The following is a 14072-nucleotide window of genomic DNA, read 5'->3' as shown; positions in this document are numbered from 1 at the left end:
GTTCAGAGGAAAATGTCACAAAACGATTGCCGCTGGCGGAGTCAAAGCACTCCGCCTTACTGGCATCCCCCCAACCGCTAACGCGGGTAGCGCAGCGCTTCCACAAACAGTGAGAAGGCAGTGGTATGCTGTTTACGGCTGGGATAATACAAGTAATAGCCGGGGAACGGTGAGCACCATTCCGTTAGCACCCGAGTCAGACGCCCACTGGCAATGTCATCTCGTACCGCATCTTCCGGCACATAGGCCAGACCGAGCCCGATGAGTGCCGCGTCGATCCGCTGGCGCAGGCTATTCATGGTCAGCTGTCCCTCAACGCGCACCTTGATTTCCCGACCGTTTTTTTCAAACTCCCATGCATAAATGCCGCCCATCGTCGGCAGACGCATGTTAATACAGCGGTGATGCTGCAAATCCTGTGGCGTCGCGGGGGCAGGATTACGGGCGAAATAGTTCGGGGAACCGACCACCGCCATGCTCATTTCCGGTGCGACACGCACAGCAATCATGTCTTTCTCCACCTGTTCCCCCAGGCGAATACCCGCATCAAAGCGGCCGAGAACGATATCGGCTAAAGCGTTATCCATCGTAATTTCGACGTTAATATCGGGGTAATTCGCCAAAAATGGCTTTAACACCGGCCATAATACCGAATCAACCGCATGCTCCCCTGCCGTGATACGAATGTTCCCCGCAGGCCGCTCGCGCATGTCGCCCAGCGCCACCAGCTCACTTTCAATATCCGCGAAGTGCGGGCCGAGGCTATGTGCCAGCTTCTCTCCCGCTTCCGTCGGCGCGACGCTGCGCGTGGTTCGGGTCAGCAAACGCACGCCAAGTCGTTCTTCAAGGCCGCGAATCGAATGGCTTAGCGCCGACTGGGAAAGCCCGAGCTTCGCCGCCGCTTTGGTAAAACTACGTTCTCTTGCCACCACAAGGAACGAAATGAGGTCATTAAAATTTTCTTTTAACATCAGCGTGTCCGAAGAGTGGTGTCATGAATGATGCCCATGTGAAACGATCAATCGCTAATTAAACCACGCTGAAAATCAACAGCGGGACTTAGCGTCCTGCATTACGCGGCGTAATTAATGAATATAATTCATAGCCGCTTGCTGGTTTTGTCCTCTGGTGCTTCTCCGTAAATCGCAGTAACGTTTTGCACAGCCGCTGTCTTTCATCTTTCACCAACCCTGAATAGTTCAATTACAGCGAATCTTTCAGTAACTACAAATTTTTCAACAACAGCTACGCTTTCCATGAGATGACTTACCGCCTCTGCCGTGATGTTATCCATGTTAGCCTCGGCAGTGATTGCCGAAAGGGAGGAAAAATTGAAAATTACCCGCAGTGGTTCACACCCGTCCCAGCCTGGCCCGGAAAGCTATTTTTCCGGCAACGTTCGTATCGATGCGCCCTTTCAGGGCACCGCCCCCGCTCGGGTTGGCGGCGCGACGGTCACCTTTGAACCCGGCGCACGCACCGCATGGCATACCCATCCGCTAGGTCAAACACTGATCGTCACGCAGGGTCGGGGCTGGCTTCAGGAATGGGGCGGCGACATTCAGGAGATCAATCAGGGTGATATCGTCTGGATACCCGAAGGTGTAAAACACTGGCACGGCGCGACGGCACAAACCGCGATGACGCACATTGCCATTGCCGAGTCACTTAACGGCAGCCCGGTCGACTGGCTGGAAAAAGTCAGCGACGAGCAGTACGGAAACGGGAAATAGCATAAGGAAAGCGTCGCTATAAGAAAAATAGCGGCGGGCAGAAACAGCAAAGCCACTCAGCGTGAAACTGAATGGCTTTTCCCTTTGCTCAACGATGCAGCTAGCGCATGTGGAGATTGACGCCAGAGACCTCTTTTCTGAGTTCAATAATCTCTTCAGCCAGCTCACGGCATAGCATCGCATTCATCAGGTGATCCTGCGCGTGTACAACAATAAGTTCGATATTGGCTTTTTCCTTACTCTGGTTGCCAATAAATCCGGCCTGGATCAACTGCGCCCGGTTCAGCGCCACCGCCGCCATTTTTAATAGTTCATCGACGTGATCCCACTCCCCTCGACGAGCGGATCTCAGTGCTTCCATTGCGCAGGAACGTGTTTCGCCAGATTTAACGATAAGCTCAATCATCCGCGTTTCTACATCCATTTTTCCATCCCCCGAATATCAGTTGCTGTGTCACCTTTTTGTCGGTCAATTAACCCCAAATTGCAGACAAGCGCACGTGACACCGAGGCAAATACGGTGCATTTGTTGTATCGCTACTCACAGCCTGCACAGTAAATATAGATGATGAATCAGTATTTGTTTCTGTAAATCATGACGTTATATCTCATTTCCGATGAAATAAATTTCACAGAAGCGTCAGCCTGCTTTTTAGGCGATAGATTTATACACATTCACACTGCGACACGCGTTGAAATAAAGTGATGCCCGAAATATCACATTCACCGGAACCTTAATTTAACCTTAAGAAAGCGAAATAATAATAACTATCATTATTATTACCGATATGTAGAATTCTTTTCCGACTGCCACTACATCCCGTCCTGTGTCGCCAAATAGCATGGCTATCGTGAGCGGCGTGGGGAACGCATGTAGGCCAGCAATACGCAAACACGACAGGTATTGATAAGGGTAAATAATATGAAGCTTGGTTTTGGATTACTGAGTTCTGCCGTTTTATTCGCTTCCGGTTTGGCTCTCAGCGCATCGGCAACTGCAGCAGAAAACGATGAAGGGATTGTGATTTACAATGCCCAACATGAAAACCTCGTGAAATCCTGGGTTGATGGTTTTACCAAAGAAACCGGCATTAAGGTGACACTGCGCAATGGCAGCGACACCGAATTGGGCAACCAACTGGTGCAGGAAGGGAAATCGTCCCCTGCCGATGTCTTCCTGACTGAAAACTCACCGTCGATGGTGCTGGTCGATAATGCCGATCTCTTTGCTCCGCTGGATAACGCGACCCTTGCTCAGGTGCCGTCCGACTATCGTCCGTCCCACGGCCGCTGGATCGGGATTGCCGCACGCTCCACCGTCTTTGTCTACAATCCGACCAAATTTACCGACGCTCAACTGCCGAAATCCCTAGCCGATCTGGCGAAACCAGAATGGAAAGGCCGCTGGGCGGCCTCCCCATCCGGTGCAGATTTTCAGGCCATCGTCAGCGCCTATCTGGAGCTGAAGGGCGAGAAAGCCACGCAAGAATGGCTGAAAGGCATGAAAGAGAACTTCACCGCCTACAAAGGCAACAGCACGGTGATGAAAGCCGTGAACGCAGGCCAGATTGATAGCGGCGTGATCTATCACTATTACCGTTTTGTCGATCAGGCTAAAACCGGCGAAAACAGTAACAACACGAAGCTGTACTACTTCAAGCATAAAGATCCGGGCGCGTTCGTCAGCATTTCAGGCGGCGGCGTACTGGCATCCAGCAAACATGCGAAAGAGGCACAGGCCTTTATTCAGTGGATTACGGGCAAATCCGGTCAGGAGGTCTTGCGTACCAACAATGCGTTTGAATATGCCGTTGGCGTCAACGCAGCCTCAAATGACAAACTGGTTCCGCTGAAAGATCTGGATGCACCAAAAGTCGATGCCGCCAAGCTCAACAGCAAAAAAGTCGTGGATCTGATGACGCAAGCTGGCTTGCTGTAACGCATCGATCGTAACGCGTGGATTGTAATACAGAGGCTGTAACGACAGCCCCTTTCGTCAGGGCGTTCGCGTCCTGACGAATCTTCACCCGAATGCCCGCTCAGCGCGGCTTCATCGTCTTAAAATACCGTCTTGACGAGGCAGCTACAGGCCGTATGACAAACGTTAGCTATAGCGAAACCACCACGTTCACCGCCCCCTCACCGCCATTACGCAAGCCAGCCGCGCTGCTTACGATCGTCGCCCTGACGCTATCCCTGTTAGGGTTCGTTCCGCTGGGCTTTGTGATTGGCGTCAGCATTGATACCGGCTGGGAAACGGCCCGCGCCCTGCTCTTGCGCCCACGCGTCGGTGAACTCCTGACAAATACGGTGCTGCTGGTTGTTCTGACGCTGCCGATTTGTACGGTGCTGGGCGTGCTGCTGGCCTGGCTGACAGAACGTACGACTCTGCCTGCCCGACGCCTGTGGTCACTGCTGCTCACCGCGCCACTGGCGATCCCCGCATTTGTACAAAGCTATGCCTGGATCAGCGCTGCGCCCGGTCTGCATGGCCTGCCGGCTGGCGTGTTTTTATCCGTCGTCGCCTATTTACCGTTTCTGTATTTACCCTGCGCCGCAACGCTGCGACGCCTTAACCCGGCGCTGGAAGATGTCGCGGCTACGCTGGGCGTCCCTCCTATTACCGTGTTTTTCCGCGTGGTGCTGCCACAGCTAAAGCTGGCTATCGGCGGCGGGCTGCTGCTGATTGCGCTGCATCTGCTGGCGGAATATGGCCTGTTTGCCATGATCCGCTTCGATACCTTTACTACCGCGATTTTCGATCAGTTTCAGTCAACGTTTAATGGTCCGGCAGCTAACATGCTGGCTGGCGTGCTGGCGTTGCTGTGTTTGTTTCTGCTGTGTGTGGATGCCCGCGTGCGCGGCGTTACGCGCTATGCACATGTCGGATCTGGCGCGCCGCAGGTTGTCACACCGGTACGCCTGTCGCCGTTTTCGCTGTTACTGGCTCTGCTGTTACTGACCACGCTGGTCGTGCTGACACTCGGCGTGCCTTTTATTACGCTGTTTCGCTGGCTGTGGTTTGGCGGCTGGGAGGTGTGGCAGCGCCGCGAACTGCTTGATGCCTTTAGCCAAACTATGACGCTGGCGCTGAGCGGTGCGGCCCTGACAACGCTCGCCGCGATCCCGATGGCCTGGCTGACAATCCGTCACCCCAGCCGCCTGTTTCGGTTTTTGGAAGGGTGTAATTACATCACCAGCTCTCTGCCGGGTATCGTCGTTGCGTTAGCGTTGGTGACCACCACCATTCACCTTATCAGGCCGCTCTATCAGACCGAATTCACCGTGTTGCTGGCTTATCTGCTGATGTTTATGCCAAGGGCGCTGGTTAATCTACGCGCGGGTATCGCACAGGCACCGGTGGAACTGGAGCAGGTTGCCGCCAGCCTAGGGCGTTCGCCATTACAGACGTTAATGACCGTGACCATTAGGCTGGCGGCACCCGGCGTTGCAACCGGGGCAACGCTCGTCTTTCTGGCGATCATTAACGAACTGACCGCCACGCTGCTGCTGGCACCCAACGGCACCCGCACGCTGGCGACGGGTTTTTGGGCGCTCACCAGTGAGATCGATTATCCCGCGGCGGCACCCTACGCACTTATTCTGGTCCTACTGTCGCTGCCGTGGACCTGGTTTCTCTACACGCAATCACAAAAAATGGCGGGGCTGTAATCATGTTGGAACTTCATCGCGTCAGTAAAAGCTTTAGCGGGCGCACCGTGCTGTCTGACATTCATCTGACGCTAGAAAACAGCCGCCGCACGGCGATTGTCGGTCCGTCCGGTTCGGGGAAAACCACGCTGCTGCGCCTGATTGCCGGGTTTGAAAAACCGGGTACTGGCGTCATCACGCTAAACGGGCAGACGCTCTGCGATAACGGGCTGTCCGTTCCTGCCCATCAGCGCGGAATCGGCTACGTACCGCAGGACGGCGCGCTGTTCCCGCATCTCTGCATCGCAGACAACATCGCCTTTGGGCTAAAAGGCACGAAGGCGGAAAAGCAAAAACGCGTGGATGAGTTGATGGAGCTGGTTTCCCTTCCGGCGCATTTGCGGAAGCACTCACCGCATGAAATTTCCGGCGGTCAGCAGCAGCGTGTCGCACTGGCTCGCGCGCTAGCGCAGCGCCCTGCATTGATGCTGCTGGATGAACCGTTTTCCGCGCTGGATACCGGCCTGCGTGCCACCACCCGTAAAGCGGTGATGGATGTCTTGCAGCAGGCTAACGTGGCATCGATTCTGGTAACTCACGATCAGGGAGAGGCGCTGTCTTTTGCTGACCAAGTTGTCGTCATGCGTGATGGTCAGCTGTCTCAATCCGGCTCGCCGTGGGCGCTTTACCACCAGCCCAACAGTGAGGACATCGCGACCTTCCTCGGCGAAACGCTGATTCTCGATGCGCAAATTGACGGCGGTCAGGCTAACTGTCTGCTTGGGCGCATCGCGGTGGATCGCCCAACGGCAAACGGGAAGGCAAGAATCATGCTCAGACCGGAGCAGATTGTGATTCAGGATGAAGGGGTTGATAGCGTTGAGGTTGATAGCGCGGCAACCATTCGCGCGACCATCCGTAAAGTTGATTTTTCCGGCTTCGTTTCCACATTGACGCTGCACGTCCACCATGCAGATGCCAGTATCATTGAACTGAAAACCGTCAGCCACGCCGCTTTTGCCGTCGGCCAACAGGTCAGCCTGAGCGTGAACGGTGCGGCACACGTTTTCAGTCAATAATCACCTTCGCAGGCGGCTTAGCGCACCGCCTGCGCGTTACGACTCACCAGCCAGACACCCAGTAGAATAATCAGGACGCCGAGGGTTTTACGCAGGCTCATCGGTTCATTCAGCCACGGCAGGAAAACCGCCGCCAGATAAACCACCGCGTAGCTCAGACTAATCAGCGGATAGGCGCGGCTTAGCGGCAGATAGCGCAGCACCATAAACCAGCACACCATCGACAGCCCGTAGCAGATCATCCCGACCAGCACCGCAACCGCAGGCCAGCCCGCCACCAACGAGCTTAGCGACGGCCAGTGCGCGAAGGAAATGCTCGGCAGCGCCAACATGCCGCTTTTCATTAACACCTGTGCGGTGCTGGCTAGCACAATGCTGATAATCGCCCAGACATAGCCTCTTTTCGCCATCATCCCCCCTGCATCAGATAGATACCGGTGACAATCAGCGCAATGCCCCACCAGTGGTGCCTGTCCACACGCTCGCCAAACCCGTAGTGCGCCAGCAGCGTGACCAAAACAAAATTGATACTCAGCAGCGGATACGCCACACCGAGCGGGAGATGCTGCAACACCACAAGCCACAGCAGCAGCCCGATGCCGAGCAGCAAGGCCGCCACCATCAGCCATCCCAGCGTCACACGCTGGCGTCGATGCGTCGGCAAACGCCGCCAGCACTCTGCCGCCTGTTTCTGGCACAGTTGCCCTAAACTGGTCAGCAGGCAGACGATGGCAACTAATAGATAACTCATGGCGCTACCTGCTTATAAAACAGCAGTACGTAACGGTGCGATTTTCTCAACTGATCGGGCGCAGGCAGATTGCGATACTCGTCATCGCTGTCCCGGTCGATCTTCAGCATCAGCGCGACATTTCCGCTACGCCGTTTCTCGGCAAGCCAGGTTGGAAAAGCGCCCTCATCGACAAAGCGGTCAGCGGAATCGGCATAGTTCAGCCCATAGTTCAGCTCGCCCCGCGCCTTAAATAAGGTGATATCGCTACGCTTTAACTCCCACGCCAGTCCGGCAGCCAGCCCCACCTCGTCGCTAAGTACATAGCGGCTGTCTTGCAGCAACGGCTGATGGCTACGAATAAAGGTTTGGGGGTTCTTTGAATCCACCACGCTCGCCGGAATACTCCCGCCAACGAGCAGCGCCAGAAATAACGGACAGCCCGCCACCAGATAGCCCCACGCTCGCTGCTTTTTCAGGCTGACAGCGGCAAAGGCCACCCAGCCGATGAAGCAGACAATCCCCGAGACGATGGTCAGCCCTTCTCCCGGTTGGTAGACATGGGGTGCGACCAGTCCGAAGCCCAGCGCCGCAACGGCGAGCGCCAGCACGCTGCCGAAGGCAATATTGAGCCAGCTATTGATGCGCAATACACGTTCGCGTACCGCAGGCACCAGCCCAGAAATCCACGCCGCCATCAGCAGCGCCAGCGGTGCAAAGCACGGCAGAATATAAGTCAGCAGCTTACCTTTGGCGATGCTGAAAAACAGCAGCGGCATCACCATCCAGCACAGCAGGAGGAACCGCTCCGGGTACGCCTTCCGTTCCGTCCAGCCGCTACGCAACGCGCCCGGCAGCAGCGCCAGCCAGGGGAACGTCCCGAGAATCAAAACGGGCAGGTAATACCAGAACGGCGCTTTATGCTGCGCATCGTCTTCGGCAAAGCGCTGGATGTGCTCAATCCAAAAGAAGTAATGCCAGTAATCGGCTTCTCGCGCATGCACCGCCAGCGCCCACGGCGCACTTAGCAATACCGCGACGACAATCGCCAGCGGCCCGAACAGCAGCAATTCCTTAATCCGCTTTTGCGCTAGCGCCACCGGCAGTACGCTGATGACCGGCAAGGCCAGCGCCAGAAAACCTTTGGTCATAAACCCCATGCCGCAGGCCACCCCCATCAGCCCCCAGGCCACGAGCCGTTCGCGCGTCAGCGTGGCGCGCTGAATCAGCACGTGGCTGAACAGCGCCGCCGTCATCCAGAGCGTCACCATCGGATCGAGAACGCTGTAAGTACCTATGCCGTATACAAGGAGTGAGGTGAGATAGATCGTCGCCGCCAACAGCGCGGTACGCTGGTTTTTCCACAGCAGCATCGCCAGCCAGAACACCAGCAGCGCGCTCAACCCGGTAGAAAATACCGAGGCAAAGCGCACGGCAAAATTGGTATGACCTAATAACCACTGGCTGATGTTATTCAGCCAGTAGCCCGCAACGGGTTTCTCAAAATAGCGAATCCCCAACAAATGCGGCACGATCCAATCGCCGCGCTGAAGCATCTCGCGGCTGATTTCGGCATAGCGCGTTTCGTCCGGCGACCACAGCCAACGACCGTTAAGCGGCAACAGGTAGAGCAAAGCAAATAGCACCAATATCATGGTGCTTTTCAGCCTTATCATGCCTTTTTCCATGTTATCTCCTGCTTTATTTATTCTTCCGTTTGCACACCAAGCCACCCTTCCCGCCCGGGAAACGGCGCGCGTTCAATCCGCCCGACGGGCAACGTGGCTCGGTCATCAGGCAGTAATGCGGAAAGCGGACAAAATTCGATGTGCTGCTGGCAGGCGCGGAGCAGCAATTGGCGGAACAGCGCCAGCTTCGCGCCACCTTCAACCTCCGCATGGATGGTGTAGACCGGCACGCCGCGATCCTGCTGGATCGCCTCAAGAATGAAGTCATTAAATTCGCCGTCACTCACGCACTCGCCGATGACTTCATCGTAGGTCGGCAATGTGACCGGAATCTGCACAGTACCTAGCTCACCATTTTTCAGGCGTGGTCGGAAAGGCCGGGTGCCGCGGCAGTCGCTGTTATAGTCCAGATTCCAGCGCTGCTTCATCTCGACAACACGCGAATCAGCTCGCCAGCCCGCCACAGCGGAGCAGCGCACCGGCGATGGCAGAATCGATGTCAGCGCGTCCATTCCTTCACGGAACTGCGCCGCTAATTGCGCCTCCGACCAGCGGGCGACATTCGCCTGCCAGCCATGATGATCCCAGGCGTGTAGCCCCACCTCATGCCCGGCGTCGTGCGTCTGGCGGATTAACGAGCCAAACCGTGCGCCGATATGACGCCCCGGCCACGCCGTACCGGCCAGCAAGATATCCCAGCCGTAGAGCGAGGCCGCGTTGGAACGCAGCATCTTCCATAAAAAGCGTGGACGCAGCAGACGCCACAGGTGACGTCCCATGTTGTCCGGCCCAACGCTAAAAAAGACACTCGCCTGAATATCGAACTCCGCCAGCACATCCAGCAGCGCAGGCACGCCGTCCCGCGTACCGCGCCAGGTATCGACATCTATCCGCAGGCCAACACGCGTCATCCCTGCGCATCCGTGGCATCAGCAGTGTGCTGGGACTCAACGGTACGCAGAAAATAGTCCAGCGTCTCCGCAACGGTTTGCTCCATTTTCACCGTTGGTTCCCATTCCAGCAGCCGTTTGGCGTTGCGAATGCTCGGCGTGCGGTGTGCCACATCCTGATAGCCCTTGCCGTAATAGCTGCTGCTTTCCACGTCAATAAATCCGGCGAACGGCGGGAAGCGATCGCGCAGCGGGTGCGCATTAAAGCTGGTCAGCAGCATTTCACCCAGTTCGCGGATACTGGCTTCATTGTGCGGATTACCGATATTGATGATCTGCCCGTCGCACTGGCCGTTACGGTTTTCAATAATACGGAACAGCGCCTCAATACCGTCGTGAATGTCGGTAAAGCAGCGTTTCTGCTCCCCGCCATCCACCAGCTTGATTGGCGATCCTTCCACCAAATTGAGGATTAGCTGAGTAATGGCTCGAGAGCTGCCGATGCGTGCAGCATCCAGCGTATCCAGACGCGGCCCCATCCAGTTAAACGGACGGAACAGCGTGAAACGCAGGCCGTTTTTCGCGCCGTACGCCCAGATCACCCGGTCCAGCAACTGCTTGGATACGGAATAAATCCAGCGCTGTTTGTTGATCGGCCCGACAATCAGGCGCGAGGTGTCTTCATCAAACTCTTTGTCATCACACATGCCGTACACTTCTGAGGTGGACGGGAAAACGATGCGTTTGTTGTAACGCACGCAGTCGCGCACGATTTTCAGGTTCTCTTCAAAGTCCAGTTCAAACACGCGCAGCGGGTTACGGGTGTATTCAATCGGCGTGGCAATCGCCACCAGCGGCAGAATGACATCGCATTTCTTGATGTGATATTCGATCCATTCGTTATGGATGCTGATATCGCCTTCCACAAAATGGAAACGCGGATCGCCAAGAAAACGGGCGATGGCATCTGAGCTGATATCCAGCCCGTAGATCTCATAGCGATCGTCACGCAGCAGACGCTCGGTCAGATGGTTACCGATAAAACCGTTCACACCGAGGATCAGGACGCGCGTGCGGCGTCGCTGCACACGGCTGGCGAGGTTACCCAGTCGCGCCTGCGGCACCATGCCCATTTCCGCCGCCAGTCGGCTGCCCGACATGTACAGCCCGGCTTCACTCTGCCCACTGACGATCTCAAGTGCGTCCTCACCGCAGGACACCACCAGCGGCGATGTCGAGATAATCGCGCCCGGCTCACCACCGATCTTGTCCTTTACAACACGAGCGCGCCAAATCGTCACTTTACGCTCACCGAGAAACGTAAATGCTCCGGGATACGGCTCCGTCACCGCGCGGATCAGGTTGTTAATCTCACGGGCGCTTTTGTGCCAGTCGATCAGCCCATCTGCCGCCGTGCGACGTCCGAAATAGCTGGCCCGACTTTCATCCTGCCGCGTCAGCGTAATCTCACGCGAGCGGATCAGCGGTAATTGCTGCGCCAGCAAAGCGGCAGCAGCGGTACGGCATTTGCCATGCAGCGTCAGCGCAGTATCTTCCTCGTCAATCGCCACCACGGACTGGGCAACGATATCACCCGCATCAGCGCGAGAAACCATCTTGTGCAGCGTCACGCCCGTCTGCGTTTCACCGTTCACCAACACCCAATTCACCGGCGCACGTCCCCGGTAGCGCGGCAGCAGTGAGCCGTGCAGATTGAATGCGCCAAACGACGGTAACTGGAGAATGTCATCGCTTAATAACGTGCGGTAATAGAAGGAAAAAATAACATCCGGTGCCAGTTCCCGAATGCGGTTCACCCAGAGCGGATGGTTAATGTCTTCCGGTGCAAACACTGGCACATCCATCTCGGCCGCCGCTTTCGCCACCGACCCATAGAAGTGGTTCTCGCCCGGCGCATCGCTGTGCGTGAACACGGCCTGAATCTCATAGCCCGCAAGCTTTAACGCCTCAAGACCGACGCAGCCGATATCATGGTAGGCAAATACGATCGCTTTCATTCTTCTTCATCCCGTAAACTGGTGGTCAGTGGCGTTGCCGCACTCACTGTTTTTTGCACAAAATAGCGTGGTCGGGCACGGACATCGGTATAGATACGGCCGATGTATTCCCCTAATAGCCCCATCCCGACGAACTGCGCGCCGATAAACATGAACAGCACGGCAAACAGCGTGAACACGCCCTCTGCCGCCCATTCCGCACCGAAGAACAGACGCAGGCCGATCAACAACAGCGCCAGCAGGAAGCCCGACAGCGCAACGACGCTGCCGATCAGGCTGAGTATGCGCAGCGGCGTCGTCGTCAGGCAGGTCAGCAGGTCGTACATCAGGTTAATCAGCTTCAGAAAGCTGTATTTGGACGTGCCGAATTCGCGCTCGGCATGCATCACGTCGATCTCGATGGTTTTCCGGGCGAAGGTATTAGCAAGGATAGGAATAAAGGTGCTGCGTTCGTGGCAGCGCAGCATCGCGCTGACAATGTGACGACGATACGCTCGCAGCATACAGCCGTAATCCACCATCGATTTCCCGGTTGAACGCCGGATCATCATGTTGATGGTTTTCGAGGCCAGTTTGCGAAACAGCGAATCCTGCCGGTTTGCCCGCACGGTGCCGACCACGTCATACCCTTGCGCGGCGTACTCCACCAGCCGTGGGATTTCCTCCGGCGGGTTCTGTAAATCGGCATCCAACGTGATCACAACATCGCCTACCGCCTGCTGGAATCCAGCCATAATGGCCGAATGCTGACCATAGTTGCGATTCAACAGCACGGCAATAATGTGCTTTTCCGGGTCACTCGCCGCTTCGGTCAGCAATTCCGCCGAGCGATCGCTGCTGCCGTCATCAACCAGAATGATTTCCCAGGGTTTACCGATCTGCCGACAGGCTGCCAGCGTGCGTTCGAGCAGTACCGGCAGGCTCTCCTCTTCGTTATAAACGGGAATCACAATAGAAACATTTTTGATGTCATCAATCACGAACAGACTCCAAAATCGAGGTTAGCGCCGCGACGACGCGATCGACATCGCTGTCCTGCATATCGGGGAACAGCGGCAGCGTCATCAGCGACGCCGAATTCCATTCCGTTGCCGGCAGGCGCAAGTGGGGATAGCGCTCGCGGTAATATTTCTGTGTATGCACCGCTCTGAAATGCAACCCGGTGCCAATGCCGTGTGCCTGCAATGCCGCCATCAGGCTATCGCGCGATATGCCGCACCGTGCTTCATCTACGCGCACCATAAACAGATGCCAGGCATGCAGATGGGGATAATCAGGAACGGCCAGCGGCTGGAGCGGCAGCGAACGCAGTTGGGTGAGATAGCGCGCCGCAAGCTGCTGACGGCGGGCGTTGATCGCCGGGAGTTTATCCAGTTGAACCAGCGCAATCGCCGCATTGATATCCGCCAGATTGTATTTAAACCCCGGCGTCACCACTTCGGCCTGCGGTTTGCGCCCTTGTAACTGCCTGTCGAACGCATCCACGCCCAGCCCGTGAAACTTCAGGCTGCGTAGTCGTTCGGCGAGTGCCTCGTCGTCCGTCACCACCATGCCGCCTTCAGCACAGGTGATATTTTTAATCGCGTGAAACGAGAAAATGGCGGTGCCACGCGCGCCGATCCATTCATCACGATATTGCGTCCCGACGGCGTGCGCCGCATCCTCAATCAGCGGGATGCCGTAGCGTTCACTGAGCGCACGCAGCGCATCCAGATCGGCAGGCGCACCGGCATAATGCACGGGAATAATGGCTTTGGTCTTCGGTGTGATGGCCGCCTCAATATCCTGCGGTCGCACCATCAGCGTATGCCGATCCACGTCGACCATCACCGGTTCCGCTCCCAGGAGCGTGATGATGTTGACGGTTGAAACCCAAGTTTGGGATGGCGTAATCACCTCATCGCCGGGGCCAATGCCAAGCGCCATTAGCGTCACGTGCATCCCGCCCGTCGCCGAACTGACCGCTATCGCCTGTCGACACCCTATTCGCTGGCAAAATGCCTGCTCTAATTGCTGACATTTCGGCCCCGTGGTTATCCAGCCGGATCGTAATACTTCCGCCACGGCAGCAATTTCCTCTTCGCCCATACTCGGGCGGGAAAAAGGCAAAAAATCCGTCATAACGTATTCCCAAAATAAATAATGGCGAGAAATCATCATTGAACAGTCTAAATAACGAAGCCTTAAGCCAACCTTAATTTATTGCGATAATCATAAAACCACAGATAAACGGCACGACATGAAAACACGGGAAAAGACATAATTCATTACAATGCAAAAATG

13 protein-coding genes are annotated in these 14072 nt (G+C 56.1%); 4 read left to right on the top strand and 9 right to left on the bottom strand.

The features are described 5' to 3' along the window. Positions 1 to 77: 77 nt before the first annotated feature. Positions 78 to 971 (bottom strand): LysR family transcriptional regulator, encoded by an 894-nt coding sequence (locus BUB06_RS11555; protein WP_039471127.1) that lies wholly within the window; start codon positions 969 to 971, stop codon positions 78 to 80. Positions 972 to 1292: 321 nt separating this feature from the next. On the opposite strand from BUB06_RS11555, the gene BUB06_RS11550 reads away from it, so the two are divergent. After that, complete coding sequence (locus BUB06_RS11550) at positions 1293 to 1733, top strand: (R)-mandelonitrile lyase (protein ID WP_174447490.1); 441 nt, start codon at positions 1293 to 1295, stop codon at positions 1731 to 1733. Between the two features lie 100 nt (positions 1734 to 1833). Here BUB06_RS11550 and BUB06_RS11545 read toward each other — a convergent pair whose 3' ends face one another. Beyond that, a complete protein-coding gene (locus BUB06_RS11545; protein WP_039471125.1) occupies positions 1834 to 2157 on the bottom strand; it encodes a PTS sugar transporter subunit IIA in 324 nt (107 codons plus the stop codon). Positions 2158 to 2655: 498 nt separating this feature from the next. Between BUB06_RS11545 and BUB06_RS11540 the strand changes: the two genes are divergently transcribed. The 3 genes from BUB06_RS11540 (at position 2656) to BUB06_RS11530 (ending at position 6463) form a co-directional block, all read left to right on the top strand. Beyond that, positions 2656 to 3672 (top strand): iron ABC transporter substrate-binding protein, encoded by a 1017-nt coding sequence (locus BUB06_RS11540; protein ID WP_039471123.1) that lies wholly within the window; start codon positions 2656 to 2658, stop codon positions 3670 to 3672. Between the two features lie 155 nt (positions 3673 to 3827). Further along, positions 3828 to 5405 (top strand): ABC transporter permease, encoded by a 1578-nt coding sequence (locus BUB06_RS11535; protein WP_039471909.1) that lies wholly within the window; start codon positions 3828 to 3830, stop codon positions 5403 to 5405. 2 nt (positions 5406 to 5407) lie between these two features. Continuing rightward, a complete protein-coding gene (locus tag BUB06_RS11530; RefSeq protein ID WP_039471121.1) occupies positions 5408 to 6463 on the top strand; it encodes an ABC transporter ATP-binding protein in 1056 nt (351 codons plus the stop codon). Between the two features lie 17 nt (positions 6464 to 6480). Here the strand turns inward: BUB06_RS11530 and arnF are convergent, their stop codons facing one another. Genes arnF through arnB form a run of 7 tightly spaced genes read right to left on the bottom strand, consistent with a single transcriptional unit; the run spans position 6481 to position 13910 of the window. Beyond that, positions 6481 to 6873: a 4-amino-4-deoxy-L-arabinose-phosphoundecaprenol flippase subunit ArnF gene (arnF, locus tag BUB06_RS11525; RefSeq protein WP_039471119.1), complete on the bottom strand. Its 393-nt coding sequence runs from the start codon at positions 6871 to 6873 to the stop codon at positions 6481 to 6483. Continuing rightward, entirely contained in the window at positions 6873 to 7214 is a 342-nt protein-coding gene (gene arnE / locus BUB06_RS11520) for a 4-amino-4-deoxy-L-arabinose-phosphoundecaprenol flippase subunit ArnE (protein WP_010300208.1), read from the bottom strand. Before arnE ends, arnF begins: the two co-directional genes overlap by 1 nt. Then, complete coding sequence (arnT, locus tag BUB06_RS11515; protein ID WP_039471116.1) at positions 7211 to 8881, bottom strand: lipid IV(A) 4-amino-4-deoxy-L-arabinosyltransferase; 1671 nt, start codon at positions 8879 to 8881, stop codon at positions 7211 to 7213. The genes arnE and arnT overlap by 4 nt, the downstream gene beginning before the upstream one ends. 17 nt (positions 8882 to 8898) lie before the next feature. After that, positions 8899 to 9792 carry a 4-deoxy-4-formamido-L-arabinose-phosphoundecaprenol deformylase gene (gene arnD / locus BUB06_RS11510; RefSeq protein ID WP_039471115.1) on the bottom strand — a complete coding sequence of 298 codons (894 nt, stop codon included), beginning with the start codon at positions 9790 to 9792 and terminating at the stop codon, positions 8899 to 8901. Further along, entirely contained in the window at positions 9789 to 11789 is a 2001-nt protein-coding gene (arnA, locus tag BUB06_RS11505; protein WP_039471113.1) for a bifunctional UDP-4-amino-4-deoxy-L-arabinose formyltransferase/UDP-glucuronic acid oxidase ArnA, read from the bottom strand. The genes arnD and arnA overlap by 4 nt, the downstream gene beginning before the upstream one ends. After that, on the bottom strand, positions 11786 to 12769 hold the full coding sequence (arnC, locus tag BUB06_RS11500; RefSeq protein ID WP_010307408.1) for an undecaprenyl-phosphate 4-deoxy-4-formamido-L-arabinose transferase: 984 nt from the start codon (positions 12767 to 12769) through the stop codon (positions 11786 to 11788). Before arnC ends, arnA begins: the two co-directional genes overlap by 4 nt. Beyond that, positions 12762 to 13910 carry a UDP-4-amino-4-deoxy-L-arabinose aminotransferase gene (gene arnB / locus BUB06_RS11495; protein WP_010307412.1) on the bottom strand — a complete coding sequence of 383 codons (1149 nt, stop codon included), beginning with the start codon at positions 13908 to 13910 and terminating at the stop codon, positions 12762 to 12764. The genes arnC and arnB overlap by 8 nt, the downstream gene beginning before the upstream one ends. Positions 13911 to 14072 lie beyond the last annotated feature (162 nt).

Origin of the sequence: Pectobacterium carotovorum, from assembly GCF_900129615.1 — a bacterium.
Classification (GTDB): domain Bacteria; phylum Pseudomonadota; class Gammaproteobacteria; order Enterobacterales; family Enterobacteriaceae; genus Pectobacterium; species Pectobacterium carotovorum.
Note: the sequence above shows the minus strand (reverse complement) of the source record. Positions and strands in the feature narration are given on the sequence as shown.